This window comes from Aliiroseovarius sp. CAU 1755 (genome assembly GCF_054482655.1).
Map to the genome: position 1 here is coordinate 488,695 of NZ_JBTLRH010000002.1, position 20,867 is coordinate 509,561.

Here is a 20,867-nt window from a genome sequence, read left to right on the forward strand (position 1 = left end):
CGCAAAGGGGATGCGCGTCTTGGGAGGCGTCGGACTCGACTAAATTCTTTCACTGGTGACCCGGGGCGGGTCGGCTCACAAACGATCAAGCTGCAAGAAGCGTAGAGCTTCCCCATTATCCGCTGGCCATCCCGATGCACCAAACTGTCTGCACGCGATAGTCCCCGATCTGCAGGTTACGCGAAACAACCTACGCGCGCCGAGAGAAACACGCTCCTCGTTTAATGGTGCCTTGTCGCCGCCCTCGCCCCTCTCCGTTCCTCGAAACATTCGCTGCGAATGATGGATCGTGTGAGACCGATCAGAATAGCTTTCTGTTCAACACAAACAAAGAAGGCGACCTGGTCGGTCGCCCATGACTCTAAATGTTGTGTGCGCTTCGGTCACGAGACCAACCTATTGATCCGGGCGGTGGTTCGCGGGATCCTTACCCCGATTTCGAGACAACTTTGCCCCGATTTACAGGGGTCTTAGTGGGTCCAGGGACCGCGGCGGTTGGTTGCGAAATTATCGCCATATCCACCGGGTCGGATATTCGGTTTGCGTTTGTGTGGGTCCTGCACAGTCGCCATGATCCCATGTTCTTTCGCATAGGCCAGCGCCGCGTCCTTGCTGTCGAACTTCAGCCGAACCTGACTTTGTGTGTCCGACGACCCTGTCCACCCCATCAAAGGATCGATATCGCGCGGCTCGTTTGCCGCAAATTCCAGCACCCAGGTTTTGGTCTTTCCCATACCAGAGGACATGGCGTTGCGAGCGGGTTGATAGATACGGGCAGGCATCCTGCTTCTCCTTCAAAGACTGCGCAGTTTATCCGGCATGGCGCTTAGCTTTTCAAGCTCAATTCAACAGCAAAGCAACATTGCTGCACAGAATTGAAGCCTAGGCACGCCGTGTCGGGTGCAGAAAGATGCGTTGGCTGGGGGGAAGTGCAGAAAGACTGCCGGTAACCGGCGAGGGAGCGAGGGGTGGGGTGGGTGTTTCGCCGCCACCGACAGTCCATTCTGCTGCTTGCTTGATGAACCTAGCGAGAATGATCAGCCGTCGCAATACCTAAAAACACTTTTAGTTGCATTTTTTCAAATGCAGCGCGAACTTCTTTCCATTATTTTTATTTATTAATAGATGCTTACCAAAAAGCAGTGATAGCGACGTAAATTTGTCGCTTCATCCGCCAACAACTCTTGGTTGTTATTTGGTTCGCCTGACACTGTCTGTCATTTGCGGCGTTGAGAGTCAGTGTCCTAGAAAGGGCCTGTGCGCTCAACTCGCCAATTATGGGGAGAAAAGGGTAAAGTATTCCTTACCCCTTGAAGAAGAACAAAATGTGACCATTCTTAAGCGCGGAAGGATTCGCATGACCCACAGCCCGTTGACCAGCCCGACCCTCGCCCCGACGGCCCGCCCCAAGCTTGAGGGCGGCAAGCGATTTGTCATGCACACACCCTTCCAGCCCGCAGGCGACCAACCCACGGCAATCGCAGAACTTGTCGGCGGGCTGGAAACTGGTGAACGTGATCAGGTGCTTTTGGGGGCGACCGGCACGGGCAAGACCTTCACCATGGCCAAGATCATCGAAGAAACGCAGCGCCCTGCGATCATTCTGGCCCCGAACAAAACGCTCGCAGCCCAGCTTTATGGTGAAATGAAGGGGTATTTCCCTGACAACGCGGTCGAATACTTCGTCAGCTATTACGACTATTATCAGCCAGAAGCCTATGTGGCGCGGTCCGATACCTTCATTGAGAAGGAAAGCCAGATCAACGAACAGATCGACCGGATGCGCCACTCGGCCACCCGCGCCCTTCTGGAGCGGGACGATGTGATCATTGTGGCCTCGGTGTCCTGTATCTACGGCATCGGCTCGCCGGAAACCTATACCGCCATGACGCAGGACATCACAGTCGGCAAGGAATACGACCAGCGATCCATCATGCGCGATTTGGTGGCACAGCAATACAAGCGCAATGACAACGCCTTCCAGCGCGGGTCATTCCGGGTGCGCGGCGACAGTCTGGAAATCTGGCCCAGCCACCTTGAGGATCGCGGCTGGCGCCTGTCTTTCTTTGGCGAAGAGCTGGAAGGCATCACCGAGTTTGACACACTGACCGGGGCCAAGACAGACACGCTGGAAAAGGTGCGCGTCTATGCAAACTCGCATTATGTGACGCCGACGCCGACCCTGAAACAGGCGATCCAAAGCATCAAACAAGAGCTTGCCGTGCGCCTGATCCAGTTCGAAGAAGAGGGCAAGCTGCTAGAAGCGCAGCGGCTTGAACAACGCACCAAGTTTGACCTCGAGATGTTGGAGGCCGCCGGGTTCTGCAGCGGCATTGAAAATTATTCACGCTACTTGACCGGTCGCGCGCCGGGCGAACCGCCGCCCACCCTGTTTGAATACATCCCCGACAATGCGATCGTATTTGCGGATGAAAGCCACGTATCCGTGCCGCAAATCGGCGGCATGTATCGTGGCGACTACCGGCGCAAGTTCACTTTGGCCGAACACGGGTTCCGCTTGCCCAGTTGCATGGACAACCGACCGCTCAAGTTTGAGGAATGGGACGCAATGCGCCCGCAATCGGTGTTCGTGTCCGCCACGCCCAGCAGTTGGGAGCTTGAGCAGACCGGCGGCGTGTTTGCCGAGCAGGTGATCCGCCCCACCGGCCTTATTGACCCAGAGGTCGAAATCCGCCCGGTCGACATGCAGGTTGACGATTTGCTGGACGAAGTGCGCAAAGTCGCCGCACGCGGCATGCGCACGCTGGTCACAACGCTGACCAAGCGCATGGCCGAAGACCTGACCGAATACCTGCACGAACAGGGTATCCGCGTGCGCTACATGCACTCGGACATCGACACGCTTGAACGGATCGAAATCCTGCGTGACCTGCGCCTTGGGGCGTTTGACGTGCTGGTCGGCATCAACTTGCTGCGCGAAGGGCTGGACATCCCCGAATGTGGTCTGGTCGCCATTCTGGATGCCGACAAAGAAGGGTTCCTGCGGTCCGAGACCTCACTGGTTCAGACCATCGGCCGCGCTGCCCGAAATGCCGAGGGCCGCGTCATCATGTATGCCGACCGGATCACCGGCTCGATGGAGCGCGCGTTGAAGGAAACCGAACGGCGGCGCGAAAAGCAAAAGGCTTATAACCTTGAACACGGGATCACCCCTGAGACGGTGAAGAAGAACGTCGATGACGTGCTGTCGGGTCTCTATTCAGGTGACACCGATATGTCGCGCGTCACGGCGACCATCGAAAAACCGCTGATCGGCGACAATCTGGCCGCGCATCTGGACAGCCTGAAGGCCGATATGCGCAAAGCCGCCGAGAACCTCGAATTCGAAGAGGCCGCCCGCCTGCGTGACGAGGTGCACCGGCTGGAAGCGGTGGAACTCGCGATCGCCGACGACCCTTTGGCGCGGCAATCCGCGATCGAGGCGGCCGGGGAAGCGGCGACCAAGACAAAGGGGCGTTCGACGGCTGGCAAACCGGGACAGCGGGCGGGTCGCAAAGGGCGTGGCGGATAAAAAACGCGCCCGCCATTTCTGACGGGCGCGCTGGGTCTGACCTCGTGAGTGGTGGCTAGGCGGTCAGACGAAAGTGAAACTATTGGCAAATGGCATCTCGGTCGGGCGGGTGCCGGTGGCTTGAAAAATCGCCTCGGCCAAGGCGGGCGCGGCTGGTGGCACGGGCGGTTCGCCCACCCCTGTGACGTGGTCACGGTTCTCCAAGCCACGCACCATAATTTCGGGGGTTTGATAAATGCGCAAACCTTCGAAATCGTAGTAGTTGTCTTGCTCGGCCATGCCGTCGGAATAGGTGATCTGACTGTTGATCGCGTGGCCAAGCCCCCAGATCACGCCGCCCTGCACCAAGTTCTCGAAATTCACCGGATCAATGACGCGGCCGACTTCGGCGGCGACCCAGACTTTGTCCAGCTTGATGCCATCCTCGCCATTGGTGATCTCGATAATCTGCGCGCAGGGGGTGCCGAAGGACAGGCAGAAGGCTACGCCGCGGGCTTTGTTTGCGCCCAGCGCGCCGCCCCAACCTGACATCTCGGCTACGGCCTCAAGTGTTTTGCGCGACGGCTCATCCGTCATAAGGCGGAGGCGCTCCTCGACCGGGTCGGCCCCAGCCTCGTGGATCAAAGCGTTCAGGAAATTCTCGTGAAAGAACCCGTTTTGCGACGCCCCGACTGACCGCCACGAACTGACCGGGCCCAACTTTGGCGACCGGTAGCCCGTCACGCGATAGTGCGGAATCGCGTAGGGCTGATCCCAAAGCGCCTGTGTGATGGTCGCATCCGGCCCCGGCAAACCCATGCCCTGCCGCTCGCCCATCTGGCTGTCCAAGATCGACGGAGACGCGACGCGAATATCCATCGACGTTACGTGCCCCGCCTCAACTGACCCGCGGCCCCGCATCAGCGCAATGGGGCGGGTGAAGTCCTGGGCGGTGTCCTCTTCGCGCTTGAATGTCAGCTTGACCGGCGTGCCCGGCAAGGCCATCGCCAGTTCTGCACAGCGTTTCACAACGTCATCTTCAAGCCGGTGCCCAAAACTGCCGCCCATCATCAGGATATGCACATGCACATTATCGACCGGCACACCTGTGATCTTGGCAACATTTGCTTGTGTCATGCGTGGGATCTGGTTTCCGGTCCAGACATCAACGCGGGTGCTTGTGACCCGAACCGTGGCATTCAGCGGCTCCAGCGGTGCATGCGCCAAATAGGGCGCGCGGTATTCAGCCTTGATCGTCACGGGCATGCTGTCCACATCACCATCGTCGCGTGGCCGGGCATCTTGATCGCCGCTGTCAAGCGTGTCTGCAAGAACCTGCCAATGCTGGTCCTGTTCGGCAGGATATGGCGCGTCACCCCATTCCACGTCGATCGCATCCACAGCCTGAAAGGCGCGCCATGTGTTGTCGGCAATCACGCCCACCCCTCCGGTGACGGGGATAACCTTTTGCACACCGCGCATCCCTTCAGTTTCGCTGGCGTCAAAGCTGATGACCTCGCCACCCTTGCGCGGGTTTAGCCGGATGGCGGCATGAACCATGCCCTCCATCCGCATATCGATCCCATAGCTTTGCGTGCCGGTGGTTTTCGCCGCCATATCAACGCGCTGCATGGGCTTGCCCACCAGCCGCCATTGGGTTGACGGGCGCAGCACAACATCTGTAACGGGCTTGATCTCGGCGGCCTTGGCAGCCAGCGCCTGATAGGGAATGCGCTTGCCGTTCGGCAGCACGACCGCGCCGCGTTCGGTTTTCAGTTGAGTGGTGGCCAGACCCGTTTGTTCGGCGGCAGCGGCTTTCAATGTCTCGCGCGCAACGGCCCCTGCGACGCGCAGCTTCTCATACCCATCAGGCACGGTGGTCGAACCACCGGTGAGCTGGACGCCCATCAGCTTCATCACCAAATCGACGGTCCCGCGCATGGTGTTGGCCGCAGCACTTTGGTTGGTCGATGGGAACGGGACGGCATCGTTCGCAAGGGCGGTATTATAATAGGCCTTTGAGGGCGGGCCGGGATCAACCTTGATCTGGTTCAGATCGACATCCAGTTCCTCGGCGATCAAAGCCGCCTGAACGGAATACGCCCCCTGCCCCATATCCGCGCGCGGTGTGATCAGGGTGATCCCTTCCGCGTCGATCAAGACATAAGGCGTCAGCGCCGCCTCACCCTCGGCCAGCGTGTCAAGAAGCGGGTTTTCCAACGGTTGTTTGTATTTATAGAATCCAAATGCCACCCCACCCAAAATCGCGGTCGACCCGACAAGGAAAGAGCGACGGGCGATGGTTCCAGCACGTCCCACGATCACGCCCCCTTCAGGTTTTGCGCCGCCGTTTTGACGGCCGCGCGGATACGTGGATAGGTGCCGCAGCGACACAGATTTCCGGACATGGCTTCGTCAATATCGGCATCCGTTGGTGACGTTGTATTTGCCAGAAGCTCTGCCGCCTGTATCATCTGCCCGCTTTGGCAATACCCACACTGCGCGACCTGATGTTCAAGCCATGCAGCTTGAACAGCTTGCATTTCGGCAAGATCGCCCAACCCTTCGATTGTCGTAACCGAACCTTCCACGTCAGCGGCAAGAACTTGGCATGACAGGACCGCGACGCCATCTAAATGCACCGCGCAGGCGCCACAGACTGCGACACCGCAGCCATATTTTGGCCCATCCAAGCCCAGCTCGTCGCGTAAAACCCAAAGAAGTGGCATGTCATCTTCGACTGCCAGTTCATGAATTGTGCCGTTCACTGAAAGCTTCATTGCGTGCTTCTTTGATCTGCTTCAGGGGGACGCGTGATGTCAGGTTGCGCCACTAACTGACCGCCAGTCATAAATAGTGACCACATAAACTTCTCTCACGCAACCATGATTTCGGTGCGCCAGTCTTTGCACCTGCGCTTGAGCGTTCCGGGCAGGTCGGTGTCCGTCACAACCAGATCCAGATCGCTCAGCGACGCGATCCGCGCAGGGGCCGCGCGCGCCAGTTTGGTGTGGTCGCACACAACGATCGCTTGCTGCGCCTGACACAGCGCCGCCTGACTGACCACGACCTCTTGCAAGTCGTAGTCGAGCACATCCCCGTCGGCATCCAGCGCCGAACACCCGATCACCGCATAATCAAACTTGAAATCGCGCACCAGTCGCGCCGCCAGTTCGCCGACCAATCCACCATCGGCAGGCCGCCTTACCCCCCCTGTCACGACCACCTGGCAGTCTGGGTTGGCGGACAGAATCTGCGCGACATTGGTGTTGTTGGTGACCACAAACAGCTTTTGGTGATGGATCAGCGCGGCCGCAACGGCCTCGGTTGTGGTGCCGATATTCAGAAAAAGGGCGCAGTCATTCGGGATGAGCCGCGCCACCGCACGGGCGATGCGCGACTTGCCAGTCTGGTTCAGCGCGCGCCTCTCTTCGTAGGCGATATTAGCGACGCCTGAGGGCAAGATCGCACCACCATGCACACGCTTCAGTCGCCCGTCCAAAGCAAGGTCGCTCAGATCGCGCCGGATGGTTTGCAAGGTGACGCCAAAATGCGCAGCCAACCCAACAACAGAGACCTTCCCGTCGCGCCGGGCCAATTCAAGAATCTCAGGAATGCGCAGCGTTTGGGACATGGTCGCTCCTTACAGACGGTTGCAGGTTGCGCCAAAACGAACAGTAACGAAAGTCTTTTCCTTTCTTTCTTGTGGGAATCGGCGCATAACTCAGATGACGTTTTCCGAGCGGGGCGACCCATGCCTGACATGGCCAAAAAGACGATCAGCGATATCTTCATCATCGGTGGTGGCATCAACGGCTGCGGAATTGCGCGCGATGCCGCGGGACGTGGGTTGAGCGTCACGCTGGCCGAGATGAACGACCTCGGCTGGGCCACGTCGTCATCTTCGACAAAGCTCTTTCACGGCGGACTTCGGTATCTTGAGTATCTTGAAGTCCGGCTGGTGCGCGAAGCGCTGACCGAACGTGAAACGCTTCTGCGTGCCATGCCGCACATCAGTTGGCCGATGAGGTTTGTTCTTCCATATCATAAAGATATGCGGTTTGAGTCTGACACACCCGTCTCGAAACTTCTGTCATTTGCGCTGCCTTGGATGAAAGGCCGCCGGCCAGCGTGGCTGATCCGACTGGGATTGTTCATGTATGATCATCTGGGGGGTCGCAAGATCCTGCCGGGCACCACCACTCTGTCTCTTCGCGACACACCTGAAGGCGCGCCCCTGAAGACGAAGTTTGAACGCGCCTATGAATACTCTGATTGCTGGGTCGAGGACGCGCGTCTTGTCGTGCTCAACGCCCGCGATGCTGTGGCACGCGGCGCATGCATTTTACCCCGCACGCAGGTCATACGCACCACCCGCCGGGCTGACCACTGGGACATAGAAACGAAAGATACCGAAAACGGAAGAACCACGCATCACAAGGCAAGGATCTTAATCAACGCCGCTGGGCCTTGGGTTGGCGACATGATCGAAGACGTTCTGGATATCACCTCTCAGGATCGTGTCATGTTGGTGCGCGGATCGCATATCGTGACGCCCAAGCTGTTTGATCATGGCAAGGCCTATTTCTTTCAGGGCGAAGATGGTCGGATCATTTTCGCGATCCCGTATGAGACTGATTTCACCCTGATCGGCACCACCGATGCGCCGCATGAAAACCCTGACACGCGACCCGTCTGCACCGAGGACGAACAGCAATACCTGATCGACTTCGCCAACCAGTATTTCCGCGACCCGATCACCCGGCAAGATGTGGTTTGGTCCTATTCTGGCGTGCGCCCACTGTTTGACGACGGGGCAAGTTCAGCAACAGCCGCGACGCGGGAATATGTGCTGAAGATCAATGCAGAGGGCGGGGCACCCGTGCTCAACATCTTTGGCGGAAAAATCACCACCTACAGGCGGCTTGCAGAAAACGTTCTTGCCAAACTTGCGCCCAATCTGGCGAAGCCTACAGCGACCTGGACCTCTGGTGTCGCACTTCCCGGTGGTGATTTCCCAGTTGACGGGGTCGAAGCGCTCCTCCAGCGGCTCAAGTCCGACTATCCATTCCTGACAGACCGCTGGGCTGCACGGCTGATCCGGGCCTATGGAACCGAAGCCTGGACCGTGCTTGGCCGCGCCCAATCCAAGGAAGAGCTTGGCATAGATTTCGGGGCAACCCTGACGGAGCGGGAAGTTAAGTGGCTGAAGGCAGAGGAGTTCGCGCAGACCGCTGAAGACATCCTGTGGCGCCGTAGCAAACTGGGCCTTCGCATGTCCGCCGCCGAAGTGACTGCGTTGGAGCGCTGGATGGCGGCGCCATCCGCCAGCACATAGACAGATCAGGTCGCCGTTGGCCGGTTGCGTTTCAGCGCTTTCAACACAACATTCGTTTGCGCACTTGAAACTGCAGGCAGGCGAAACAGGAAATCGTCCAGAAATTCATTATAGGCCGCAAGATCGCGACACAGCACGCGCAGATGAAAATCGGCGCTGCCGGTGGTCGCATAGCATTCCTGAACATCCTGACTGTCCGCGATCGCACGTTCGAATTCAGTGATCTTTTCGGGATCGTGGCGAACAAGCTGGACATGCACGATCGCCTCGAAGCTCAACCCCATTGCCAGAGGGTTCACCATCGCCCCATAGCGCTCGATCACGCCTGCGTCTTCCAAGGCGCGCACCCGCCGCCACAGGGCCGATGCCGACATCCCGACCGACGCTGCAAGGTCTGCGTTTGATATCCGGCAATCCGCCTGCAAAAACGAAAGGAGTTGGCGATCTCTTTTGTCTATTTCCATTGTTGAACAATTCATCCGAATTTTGCCGCCCTAGTGGATCAGATCACCGATTTTAGCCCAATATCGACCGGATATGGAAATTTTTTTCAGACCAAAGGGCTTACAATTTCACCTGTTCATCACCCAATCGGAGCCTTGACCATGCCATCCCCCCATCAGGCGCTTAAGCCCTATCAACTAGAGGATCGCTATCTGGCGGACCATGGCAGTGTCTTTTTGACAGGCACGCAGGCTTTGGTGCGCATCCTTCTGGATCAGGCCCGGCGCGACCGCGCGGCAGGTCTGAACACCGCCGGGTTCGTGTCAGGCTACCGTGGGTCGCCTTTGGGGGCCTTGGATCTGGAGCTGTGGCGCGCCGGTGATCGGCTTACATCCGACCGGGTGACCTTCATGCCCGCGGTCAACGAAGACTTGGGTGCAACGGCCGTCCTTGGCGCGCAGCAGGCCTCGCTTGACCCTGACTGCGACGTCGAGGGGGTGTTTTCCATCTGGTATGGCAAGGGCCCCGGCGTCGACCGGTCAGGCGATGCGCTAAAGCACGGTAACGCCTATGGCAGCGCCCCCAAAGGCGGCGTGCTGGTTGTGGCGGGTGACGATCACGGTTGTGTCAGCTCGTCGATGCCACATCAGTCCGACGTGGCATTCATGGCGTGGTTCATGCCCACTCTGAACCCGGCCTCGGTCGCGGAGTATCTTGAGTTCGGCGAATACGGCATCGCTCTGTCACGCTTTTCAGGAACGTGGGTCGGCTTCAAGGCCATCTCGGAAACCGTCGAAAGTGCGCGCACCGTAGAGCTCGCGCCTGACCGGGTCTTCGCTCTGCCCGAGATTTCCATCCCCGAAGGCGGGCTTCATGTCCGCGCCGCCGACCTTCCCAGCCCGGAAATTGAAACTCGCATCAAACACAAGCTGCGCGCCGTTCGCGCCTTCGCCGACGCCAACCCGATCGACCGGCGCATATATGACATCGAAGACGCCCGCTTTGGCTTTGTCACCACCGGCAAGGGTCATCTGGACCTGATGGAGGCACTGCGCCTTTTAGGATTGGACGAAGCCGCCTGCCGGCGCCTTGGCATCGACATTTACAAAGTCGGCATGGTTTGGCCACTTGCCCGCCAAGACGCGTTACGGTTCGTCAGTGGCAAACAGGAAGTCATGGTCATAGAGGAAAAGCGCGGCATTATCGAAAGCCAGTTCAAGGAGTATTTCTATGATTGGCCGGGCGCCAAGCCGGCCAAAATGGTCGGCAAGCATGACAGCCAAGGCGACCCGTTGATCCCATGGACGGGTGAGCTGAGTCCCCTGACGCTTTTGCCTCTGGTCGCCGCCCGCCTTGACGGGTTGTTTCCCGGCGAAAACTTGCTTCAAAAGGCCGAAGCCCTGCGCCCTGCGCCCAAGTTGATCGCCATTCCCGGCGCAACACGCACCCCCTATTTCTGCTCGGGCTGCCCGCATAACAGCTCGACCAAAGTCCCCGAAGGCTCGACCGCCGCCAGCGGGATCGGCTGCCATGTCATGGCCAGCTGGATGGACCGTCAAACGGTCGGTTACGCCCAGATGGGCGGCGAAGGCGTGCCCCATGTGGCCGCGTCGAAATTCAACGGCGGCAAGCATATTTTCCAGAACCTTGGCGAAGGCACCTGGTATCATTCTGGCAGCCTGGCCATCCGGCAGGCGGTCGCGGCACGCGCCAATATCACCTACAAAATCCTTTACAATGATGCCGTTGCGATGACTGGCGGCCAGCCAGTCGATGGCCCCGTCAGCGTCACCGGGATCGCGCATGCGTGCCGCGCCGAAGGTGTCGGGCGCATTGCGCTTGTGTCCGACGATATCTCCAAATTCAGGCGGCGTGACTTTCCGCAGGGCACCAGTTTCCACGACCGCGCAGATCTGGACAGGGTTCAACGTGAACTGCGCGACATCAGCGGCGTGACCGTCCTGATCTATGAGCAGACCTGCGCCACTGAAAAACGGCGCCGACGCAAGCGTGGCACGCTGGAAGACCCAAAACGCTTCGCCTTTATCAACGACCTCGTGTGCGAGGGGTGCGGCGACTGTTCGGTCGAAAGCAATTGCCTGAGCGTCGAGCCGTTGCAGACCCCACTGGGGCGCAAACGCAAGATCAACCAATCGTCGTGCAACAAGGATTTTTCCTGCCTGAACGGATTTTGTCCAAGCTTCGTCACCGTCGAGGGTCGATTGCGCCGGGACAAAGGCGTCAAACTGGACGCTGAAGCCATTGAACACCATTTGCCTGACCCGACCCTGCCCACCCTTGAAGACCCGTTTGACCTGCTGGTCACTGGGGTGGGTGGCACAGGCGTTGTCACCATTGGTGCGCTGATCACGATGGCTGCGCATCTTGAAAACAAAGGCGCGTCGGTATTGGACTTCACCGGGTTCGCCCAGAAGTTCGGAACAGTGCTTAGCTTTATTCGGTTGGGGCAATCGCCTGATCAACTCCATCAGGTCCGCATTGAAGAGGCATCTGCCGACGCGGTAATTGGCTGCGATGCCGTGGTCAGCTCAGCACCAAAAGCGTCGGCACATTTCAAGCCCGGCACGCAGGTCGTTTTGAACCTCGCGGAAATGCCCACCGGCGATCTGGTGCTGCGCCGCGATGCCTCGTTGGAGATTGATCGCCGTGCCGACGCGATACGCCAGGTGGTGGGTGCCGAGAACCTGAGCGCCTTTGACGCAAATGCCACCGCAGAAAGCTTGCTGGGGGACACGGTATTTGCGAATGTCATCATGCTTGGGTTTGCATGGCAATCGGGCTTGGTGCCGGTGTCGCAAGCGGCGCTGCAACAGGCCATCCGGCTAAACGGGGTGGCCATCGACAAGAACCTTCTGGCCTTTGCCATCGGTCGTTGCATGCAAGCCAATCCCGACCATCTGCAAGCTTATCTTGAAGCCCCTCAGAGCACCGAGTCGCTTGATCAGATGATTGCGCGCCGCACCGCCTTTCTGCGCGACTATCAGGACGACGCCTATGCCCGTCGCTACGCAGATCGTATGGCTTCGTTTCGCGATGCCCATCCCGACGCGCCTGACCTGTTGCTGCAACTGATTGCGCGTAACCTGTTCAAGTTCATGGCCTATAAGGATGAGTTTGAAGTCGCGCGTCTGATGACATCCCCCCAATTCAACGACGCATTGCAGGGCACTTTCGACGACGGGGCGAAGCTTCGCTATCATCTGGCCCCGCCCCTGATCAGCTGGGCCAAAGACGCCCGCGGGCGCCCCAAGAAGTATGCGTTCGGGCCGTGGCTTGGGTCTGTGCTGGCCCCACTTGCGCGGTTCAAATCCTTACGTCGATCGGCTCTCAACCCGTTCGGATATCATGCAGAGGCCCGATTGCACCGTGACACGCTGGCATGGTTTGAAACGCTGGTTGATCGCGCGCAATCCGAGCTTTCGGTGGAAAACGCTGACAAATGGGCAAGTGTCTTGGCCGCAGCGGACGAGATCCGTGGCTACGGCCCGGTTCGACAATCCGCCTTCACCGCGGCGCAGTCCGAGGTCGCGGAAGCACTGCAAGGTTGATGCCACCTTGGTCTGACACATTCCCTTTCCAGCGGGATCACATGGCAATCCCACTGTAAGACCGCATTGGCGCGCAACAGGTCATCTGTGACGCCGCAAATCGTTTCTGGTTACGGACAAGATCTCACCTTGTTGGTCCCGCTGCGACAGGAGACCCGACAGGGACCAAATGGCTGTGAGGGCAACTTGGGCAGATCGTTGTTTTTCGGTCGGCGCAACCCGTCAGGTGACAGCCTTCGGGGCGCATCATTTCCCTTACCAGATTCCGAAGCCGCAGCGCATTTTGACGCGCAAAGAAGCGAGCCGCCACAACTGTCCAAACTTGCTCAACAATCCGCAGCAAAAGTCGAAACTGTTGCAAAAAAGGCGATCTGCGCCGACAATGACGCTATTATTTGCCACTTTTAGTTGATTCTTTTTCATACGCCGAACTGAGGAGTTTACCCATGTTACTCCGTATTTTAATTCGCTTTTTGCTCGTGTTTTTGGTGCCGCTCTCTGCATCCGCGCAGCTTTTTTCAGGCCCGCGGGACGAAGCCCTTCTGGTGGGCCGCGACGAAACCACATTCCCCCCAGCCGACGAAGATTACTTTGCCGAAATGGACAACGGGATTGCCTTGAGCCCGGATGAAATCAAGGGCCGCAACATGTGGTTGGTCTGGACCGGCGGCAATGATCTGCTCTGGGACACGCTGACGGTGGACACGTTCGGGCAGTTCGATCTGCTCAAGACATTGTCGTCACATCCCAGCCTTGAAGCCAAACGCAGCAATCGGTTTGAACAACTGGGTCTGATCAACGAACCATGCTTTGACGAGGCCACGGGTCCGGTCGCCGATCGCCACGGGCTGTGGCTGGACGTGCGCCAACCCGATTGCGCGCCCGACCCCTTCGCCAACGCCGAGAAGTATCCCGGCGTCGAAATCGGCGCGCGGGGCCGCAACATGCCCATTTGGTCCTATTACGGGGAGCCAACCGGCGTGCTGGGCTTGCGCCTGTTCCCGAACCCGGAATTCGACGAACGCGCCGAAAGCCGCTGGGACGCGGAGCGTTTCTACAATGATCCCGACTACTACAACGACGACGACCTCGTGCGTCCCTATCGCGTCGGCATGTCCTGCGCGTTTTGTCATGTCGGCCCAAGCCCGATTGATCCGCCAGAGGACCCCGAAAACCCCGCCATGAACAATCTGAACGCCACGGTCGGCGCGCAGTATTTCTGGTTTGATCGGGTCTTTGCGTGGAAGCCGGACAAGCGTCAGTACATGGTTCAACTGATCCACACCGCGCGGCCCGGCACGCTGGATACCTCGCTGGTTTCACCGGATTACATCAACAACCCGCGCACGATGAACGCGATCTATCTGCTTGAAGAACGGCTTGCCGTTGCGAGGCGCTTTGGCGAAGAGCGGCTTGAGGGCGGCGAACGCGACAACAAGCAATTTCAGGACTACATCGCGGAAGGCCCGCTGACCGAGTTTTTCGAAGAGCCTGACCTGAGCCTCAGCCCGCGTGTTCTGAAGGATGGGGCGGATTCCGTGGGTGCCCTTGGGGCGCTGAACCGCGTGTATCTGAATATCGGGCTGTTCAGCGAAGAATGGACGCGTCATTTCAACCCGATTGTGGGCGGGAAGGACATCACGCCGATCAAGATCGAGACCGCGCAGAAGAACTCGGCCTATTGGCGCGCGACCGAAGATCAGTCGCCCCTGACGGCGCTCTACTTCCTCAAGGCCGGGCGCCCCGACCGTTTGAAAGACGCCCCCGGCGGCGACGCGCATCTGACCGAGGATGACGCCCTGCTGGATCAAGGCAAGACGATCTTTGCCGAAAACTGCGCGGGCTGCCATTCGTCGAAACTGCCCGAAAGCGCCTATGAGGCGATGCCGGGCGGCTGTTCCGGCCCCGGTTATCTGGATTGTTTCCAGCGCTATGGTGAACTGACCCGGACCGACGCGTTCAAGGCCGAGATGCGCGAGATCGTGCATGCAGATGACTTCCTTGACGGCAACTACCTGTCAAACGAGCTGCGCATCCCGGTGACGGTACTCGAAACCAACGCCTGCAGCCCGCTGGCCACCAACGCGATTGAGGGCAACATTTGGGACAATTTCTCGTCCTCCACCTATAAAGCGCTGCCATCGGTCGGGACGATCAAGGTACATCACCCGAAAACGGGCGAGGAATATGACTACGTAATGCCCGCAGGCGGCCGCGGCTATACCCGTGTGCCGTCGCTGATCAGCCTGTGGTCAACCGCGCCCTATCTGCTGAACAACACGGTTGGGTACTACAATCAGGACCCGTCAGTCGATGGCAGGATGCAGGCGTTCGAGGACGGTATCACCAAAATGCTCTGGCCAGAAAAGCGCCTGCGCGACACCGTCTTGGGCGACAAGGTGCCCGGCGTGATCGACCGCACAACCGAGCAGAGCTATCTGATCGTGCCGAAAGGGTTTCAGCCCGATTTCCTTGTGAAACTTTTGACCCCGCTTCGCGACGATCTGCCGTGGCTGTTCAATTTGGATGGCGACATCGTCCTTGGTCCGATCCCTGCGGGCACGCCCATTGGACTTCTGGCAAACCTCAATATCCGGCTGGACCAAGCTGACCTGCTGGAGCGTATCGGCCACGATTTTGAGCTTGCCAAGCTGATCATCAAGATCAAACGCGACCTGAAGGAGTTGCCCGACGATGCCAGCGACGAACAGGCCCGCGCGATCTTTGCTGATCTGGTGGAACCACTTCTTGAACTCAGCAAATGTCCCGATTTCGTCGTCAATCGCGGGCATTACTTCGGCACCAAACTCGCGGACGAAGACAAGCACGCGCTTATCGCCTTTCTCAAACGCTTCTGAGGAGCGGAACGGTGGAGCCAACCTATGACTACATTGTCGTCGGCTCTGGCGCCGGCGGGGGAACCGCTGCCGCGCGGCTGGCCGAGGGCGGGATGCGCGTGCTGTTGTTGGAAGCCGGTGGCGACCCGCGATCCCTGAATGGTGGCGTGCGCGGCATGGACGAGGCCGCGAACCGCCTGCCCGACGATTATGACGTGCCCGCCTTCCATCCGTTCGCGAGCGAGAACGCGGCGATCAGGTGGGATTTCCATGTCAGCCACTATGCGGATGCTGATGCGCAGGCCCACGACCCCAAATCCGGACCCGACGGCGTGCTGTATCCGCGCGCGGGCACGTTGGGGGGCTGCACGGCCCATAATGCGATGATCTTCGTCTACCCGCATCACTCCGATTGGCAGCGTATCGCGGACCTGACCGGCGATGAAAGCTGGTCGCCCGAGGCCATGCACAAGACCTTTCAGAAGCTGGAAAACTGTCGGCACCGGCCCGTGCAGCGCATATTGAACGCGATCGGCATTGATCGGACAGGCCACGGTTTCGCTGGTTGGCTTTCGACCGAGAAGGCCATCCCGCGCGCGGCCCTCAGGGATGACGACATCATGAACGTTGTGCGCACGTCTCTGCGCGAGATGCTGGGGGTGGGAGGTGACGTCCTGCAACGCCTGCGCTGGCTTGCCAACAGCGCCGCAGACCCCAACGACCGTGACCGGATCAACGATGATGCGGACGGAATGGTTTATACACCGCTGACCACGCGCAACGGCGTGCGCATCGGGTCGCGCGAACGGGTTCTGGACGTGGCGCAGCGACACCCTGACCGGCTGACCGTCGAGCTCGACGCGCTGGCCACCAAGGTGCTTCTGGACGATGACAATCGCGCGGTCGGGGTCGAATATCTGAAAGGTGCCCGGCTTTACCGCGCCCATGCCGACCCAAGCACCGCACTGGGCGAACCCCGACATGCCCACGCAGCGCGAGAGGTCATTCTGGCCGGCGGTGCCTTCAACACGCCCCAGCTTTTGATGCTGTCTGGCATTGGCGACCCCGATGAGCTTGCCCCCCACGGGATCACGCCCAAGGTGGCGCTGCCGGGTGTCGGGCGCTCGCTCCAGGACCGTTATGAAGTCACCGTGGTGAACCGGATGAATTTCGACACGTGGGAGTGCATGGCTGACTGCCGCTATGAGGTCGGCGACCCATTGTGGAAGACGTGGAAAGACCGTGGCGACGGCCTTTATGCCACCAACGGGGCTGCTCTGGCGGTCATCCGGCGCTCGTCCGAGGCTCAGGCGGTGCCAGACCTGTTCTGCATGGCGCTTTTGGGCAAGTTCAACGGGTATTATCCCGGTTATGCGGCCGATCTGGCGCGCAGCAAGAACCACATAAGTTGGGCCGTTCTGAAGGCGCATACGTTGAACCGGGCGGGTCGTGTCCGGTTGGCGTCCAACGATCCTCGCGACAGGCCGGTGATCGACTTCAACTATTTCGCGGAAGGTGGCGAAGAAGACCTGTCCGCCGTGGTCGAGGGCGTCAAATTCGTGCGAAAGCTCTGCGCGCCGCTACACGAGGACGGACGTATCGCCGCCGAGGATACGCCCGGCCCGGAGGTGCAAACCGACGCACAAATCGCGCAATTCGTGCGCGACAATTGCTGGGGCCATCATGCGTCCTGCTCCTGCCCCATTGGCCCGGCGGATCAGGGCGGCGTTCTGGACAGCCGTTTGCAGGTGCACGGCACCAAGGGGTTGCGGATCGCCGATGCGTCCGTCTTTCCCGAAATCCCCGGATTTTTCATCGCGTCCGCCGTCTACATGATCGGCGAGAAAGCCGCCGACATGGTGCTGGAAGACGCGCAGTCCCAACCCCAAAGCGAGGATATGTTGCATGAAATATGATATTGATACCCTGATGGACATGGAGCAGGACGCGTTGGACGCGCTGTTCACCGTGTCCAATGCCGGTGAAATTCCTGATGGCGAGGCCGAGGGCACCGCGATCATCGCGCCGGGCACCCGGTTCACACCGCTGATTTCGCGCTTCATCAACGGGTTCGCGTGGCAAGGCAAGGTGTTTGACGCCGAGAAATGCGTGCTGAAAAACCGCATCCTGCCCTTCGGGCTGAACGCCATTCTGGCCAAAGTCTATAAGGATAAAAGCTGGCTGGACGGCAAGGAATGTATCGTGCTGGATTATTCCGACACCTCGATCGTCGCCCAGTGGATCCGCGATGAGATCCGCCAGATCGGGCCGGGCATGTATCTGGGCAAGGTCTATTGGGACGACACGCGGCTGATCGACTTCGCCCTTGATTTCAACGCGGAAACCTGAGGCCCCAATGACGCAGCAAGACACATTCTTCATCCTCGCCCCGGTCGCGGAAGGCCGGGCAGAAGAATTGGAGTCGCTGCTGCACAGCATGACCCTGAAGCCAGGCCTCGCTGATCCCGAAAACGCGCTTGTGCCTTTTGGCAGGTTCGACCAGCTGCATGTCGCGCGCTTCTTTCTGGTCGAGGCGAACACATGGCGCGATATCGAAGCCTATGGTCAGGAACCGCAGCCGTATCCGATGCAGCTTGCCTTTCTTGGTGATGTTGACGGGGATCGGCAAACGTTTTTGAAAGAACTGATGGTCCACTGTGCCGATGGGTTGATGGAGGTTTTCAGTCATTGCGAGGGCGTAGACCAAGGCACAGATCTTTTGCGCTGGATGGAAGACCATAACGTCAGAGAGTCTGCCAATTACATCAACACGCGCGGTCGCACGGTGCGTCAGGTCCACGAGGAAGCCGCTTTGGCCGCCGCCTTGCATGACGAACTGGCGAACGTGGTGAACGCACAAGGGTCAGCAGACCCTTTCGAAATCCACGAGCGTTTGGTCGATTATGTGCGCCGCGAGAGAGCCAGTGGCGTGCTTCACCTGACCCCGCCTGCGCGCACAACACTGCGCGAGAGGTTGGCCAACTGGATTGACCTGATCAGCTTGCCGCTGATCTTGTTGATGATCTCCCCTCTTTTGCTGCTGGCTCTGCCGTTTTTCGTGATCCGCCTGCGTATGCACGAGCGTTCGGACCCAGAGATCCTTCCCCGTCCAGCCGACGCCCGCATCGCCGATTTGGGCCGCTATGAAGACCATGATGTGACCAACCCGTTTTCCGCCTTTGGTGATGTGAAGCCCGGCCCGTACCGGCGGATGATCGCGACCGCAGCGCTGTATCTGGTCAACTATTCAGCCCGCCATATCTTTGGGCGCGGCTATCTGACCCGCGTGCAGACCATCCATTTTGCGCGCTGGGTTTTTTTGGACGGCAAACGCCGGGTGATATTTTGCAGCAATTATGACGGGGCGGTGGAAAGCTACATGGATGATTTTGTGAACAAGGTCGCGTGGGGCTTGAACCTCGTCTTTTCAAACGGCGTTGGCTACCCTTCGACGCGCTTTCTGATCAAGGGCGGCGCGGAACAAGAGGACAAGTTCAAGCGCTACTTGCGCAATCGTCAACTGCCCACACAGGTCTGGTACAAAGCCTATCCCGGCCTGACCGCGCGCGACATGGCACGCAACAGTGAAATCCGCAAAGGCCTTGAAAAGCGCCCCAATGGCGCGAAGGCCCTGCGCAACTGGTTGTCGAAGATATGAGCAAAACGCCCAACATACCCTCTGATCCCGTCGAATTTGACGACATGCAAGGGCTGATCCGGTTCGGCCATGGCGCATTGGTCGAGGCGGAGTTCATCTTGTGCACCGTCAAAGACCCCGCGGCGGCAGGCGAGTGGTTGCGCACCGCCCCGGTGACATCAGCGAAGACGCTGGACAGCCCCCCCGACACCGCCCTGCAAGTCGCTTTCACAGCCGCAGGCCTGTCGGCGTTTGGCCTGTCAGACAATGCCACTTCAGGCTTCGCCCAGCCGTTTCTGTCGGGCATGGCGGGCGAGGATAGCCGGTCACGCCGGCTTGGCGACACGGGGCAGAATGCGCCCGAAAACTGGGCCTGGGACGGGGCGAACGCGCACCTGCTGGTCATGCTCTATGCGCGCAATGGTGGTTTGGAGGATTGGAGAAAAGAGGTTCTAAGCCCTAAATTCAACGCAGCGTTCGATCTGGTCCAGAGCTTTCCCACCCGTCCAAATGAAGGGATCGAACCATTCGGCTTCCGTGACGGGATTTCCGAGCCAAAGGTCGATTGGAAAAACACACATCCGCCGTCAAAACACGGGCGTGAGGATTACAGCAACCTGATCTCACCCGGCGAGGTCATCTTGGGGCACCGCAACGAATACAACGCGCGCTCGGGCTCGCCATTGCTTGACGCACGCGTGCCGGGTCGCGACGTACTGGCTCAAGCCCCCGACGCGCCAGATCTGCGTGATCTGGGGCGCAACGGCAGCTATCTGGTGTTTCGCCAATTGGCGCAGGATGTGCCGGGGTTCTGGCGCTACATGGACGCGGCCAGCGAGGGGGACCCAACACGCCGCGACGCACTGGCCGCCAAGATGGTCGGGCGCGAACGGGATGGCACCCCCTTGATCCACGGCCGCCACGATATCGATGGGTCGCCGCGTAGCAATGACTTCACTTATGAGGACGATGTTAACGGCGTGTCATGCCCCCTTGGCGCGCATATCCGCCGCGCCAATCCCCGCACCGGCGACCACCCGCACCAGCTTGAGGGGCGCATTGGCTGGTTGCTCAGCACATTGGGGTTCCGCAGGCGGCGCGATAAACTGCCGGGGCGGCATGACCTGGTTGCCTCGACCAGATTTCACCGGTTGGTGCGGCGCGGGCGGGTCTATGGCCCGAAATTGACGCCCGGGGATGCAGTGAAAAATGACGCCAAAACCGACGATTGCGGGCTGTTGTTTATCTGCCTGTGCGCCGATCTGGTCCGGCAGTTCGAGTTTGTTCAGAACGCGTGGATCGCCTCGCCCAAGTTCAACGGACTGACCGGGGAGGCCGACCCCCTGCTTGGCGGTCGCACGCCGGTCAGCGGGGTCGCAAGCGACGGGTTCTCGATCCAGAAAGCCGACGGGATCGACGAGCGCCACACGCCCCTGCCGCAATTCGTAACCGTAAAAGGCGGCGGCTATTTTTTCCTGCCCGGTTTGCGCGCCCTGCAATTCATTGCCCGCCATGGCAGATAGGAGACCCG

14 protein-coding genes are annotated in these 20,867 nt (G+C 59.4%); 9 read left to right on the forward strand and 5 right to left on the reverse strand.

Features of this window, described 5'->3' with window-relative positions:
• Positions 1-470: 470 nt before the first annotated feature.
• Positions 471-782 carry an ETC complex I subunit gene (locus ACXYMP_RS09510; RefSeq protein ID WP_298565307.1) on the reverse strand — a complete coding sequence of 104 codons (312 nt, stop codon included), beginning with the start codon at positions 780-782 and terminating at the stop codon, positions 471-473.
• 575 nt (positions 783-1,357) lie between these two features.
• Here ACXYMP_RS09510 and uvrB point away from each other — a divergent pair.
• A complete protein-coding gene (gene uvrB, locus ACXYMP_RS09515) occupies positions 1,358-3,532 on the forward strand; it encodes an excinuclease ABC subunit UvrB (protein WP_458905881.1) in 2,175 nt (724 codons plus the stop codon).
• Positions 3,533-3,595: 63 nt separating this feature from the next.
• Here uvrB and ACXYMP_RS09520 read toward each other — a convergent pair whose 3' ends face one another.
• The 3 genes from ACXYMP_RS09520 to ACXYMP_RS09530 all read right to left on the reverse strand — a co-directional run bounded on the left by ACXYMP_RS09520 (position 3,596) and on the right by ACXYMP_RS09530 (position 7,145).
• Complete coding sequence (locus ACXYMP_RS09520) at positions 3,596-5,830, reverse strand: xanthine dehydrogenase family protein molybdopterin-binding subunit (protein ID WP_458905883.1); 2,235 nt, start codon at positions 5,828-5,830, stop codon at positions 3,596-3,598.
• A gap of 2 nt (positions 5,831-5,832) precedes the next feature.
• Positions 5,833-6,291, reverse strand: a complete 459-nt coding sequence (locus ACXYMP_RS09525; protein WP_458905885.1) for a (2Fe-2S)-binding protein — start codon at positions 6,289-6,291, stop codon at positions 5,833-5,835.
• 95 nt (positions 6,292-6,386) lie between these two features.
• Positions 6,387-7,145, reverse strand: coding sequence for a DeoR/GlpR family DNA-binding transcription regulator (locus ACXYMP_RS09530; RefSeq protein WP_458905887.1), 759 nt, complete (start codon positions 7,143-7,145; stop codon positions 6,387-6,389).
• A gap of 120 nt (positions 7,146-7,265) precedes the next feature.
• On the opposite strand from ACXYMP_RS09530, the gene glpD reads away from it, so the two are divergent.
• Positions 7,266-8,849: a glycerol-3-phosphate dehydrogenase gene (gene glpD / locus ACXYMP_RS09535; protein ID WP_458905889.1), complete on the forward strand. Its 1,584-nt coding sequence runs from the start codon at positions 7,266-7,268 to the stop codon at positions 8,847-8,849.
• A gap of 5 nt (positions 8,850-8,854) precedes the next feature.
• Here glpD and ACXYMP_RS09540 read toward each other — a convergent pair whose 3' ends face one another.
• Positions 8,855-9,313 carry an Lrp/AsnC family transcriptional regulator gene (locus ACXYMP_RS09540; protein ID WP_298565295.1) on the reverse strand — a complete coding sequence of 153 codons (459 nt, stop codon included), beginning with the start codon at positions 9,311-9,313 and terminating at the stop codon, positions 8,855-8,857.
• A gap of 141 nt (positions 9,314-9,454) precedes the next feature.
• On the opposite strand from ACXYMP_RS09540, the gene ACXYMP_RS09545 reads away from it, so the two are divergent.
• The 7 genes from ACXYMP_RS09545 (at position 9,455) to ACXYMP_RS09575 (ending at position 20,859) form a co-directional block, all read left to right on the forward strand.
• Complete coding sequence (locus tag ACXYMP_RS09545) at positions 9,455-12,862, forward strand: indolepyruvate ferredoxin oxidoreductase family protein (RefSeq protein WP_458905892.1); 3,408 nt, start codon at positions 9,455-9,457, stop codon at positions 12,860-12,862.
• 87 nt (positions 12,863-12,949) lie between these two features.
• The gene (locus ACXYMP_RS09550; RefSeq protein WP_458905894.1) at positions 12,950-13,270 is read left to right on the forward strand and encodes a hypothetical protein; all 321 of its coding nucleotides are present in this window, start codon (positions 12,950-12,952) and stop codon (positions 13,268-13,270) included.
• A gap of 38 nt (positions 13,271-13,308) precedes the next feature.
• Entirely contained in the window at positions 13,309-15,720 is a 2,412-nt protein-coding gene (locus ACXYMP_RS09555; protein ID WP_458905896.1) for a c-type cytochrome, read from the forward strand.
• Positions 15,721-15,731: 11 nt separating this feature from the next.
• Positions 15,732-17,615: a GMC family oxidoreductase gene (locus ACXYMP_RS09560; protein WP_458905898.1), complete on the forward strand. Its 1,884-nt coding sequence runs from the start codon at positions 15,732-15,734 to the stop codon at positions 17,613-17,615.
• Positions 17,605-18,048: a hypothetical protein gene (locus ACXYMP_RS09565; protein WP_458905900.1), complete on the forward strand. Its 444-nt coding sequence runs from the start codon at positions 17,605-17,607 to the stop codon at positions 18,046-18,048. The genes ACXYMP_RS09560 and ACXYMP_RS09565 overlap by 11 nt, the downstream gene beginning before the upstream one ends.
• 7 nt (positions 18,049-18,055) lie before the next feature.
• A complete protein-coding gene (locus tag ACXYMP_RS09570) occupies positions 18,056-19,357 on the forward strand; it encodes a hypothetical protein (protein WP_458905902.1) in 1,302 nt (433 codons plus the stop codon).
• Positions 19,354-20,859: a Dyp-type peroxidase gene (locus ACXYMP_RS09575; protein WP_458905904.1), complete on the forward strand. Its 1,506-nt coding sequence runs from the start codon at positions 19,354-19,356 to the stop codon at positions 20,857-20,859. The genes ACXYMP_RS09570 and ACXYMP_RS09575 overlap by 4 nt, the downstream gene beginning before the upstream one ends.
• Positions 20,860-20,867 lie beyond the last annotated feature (8 nt).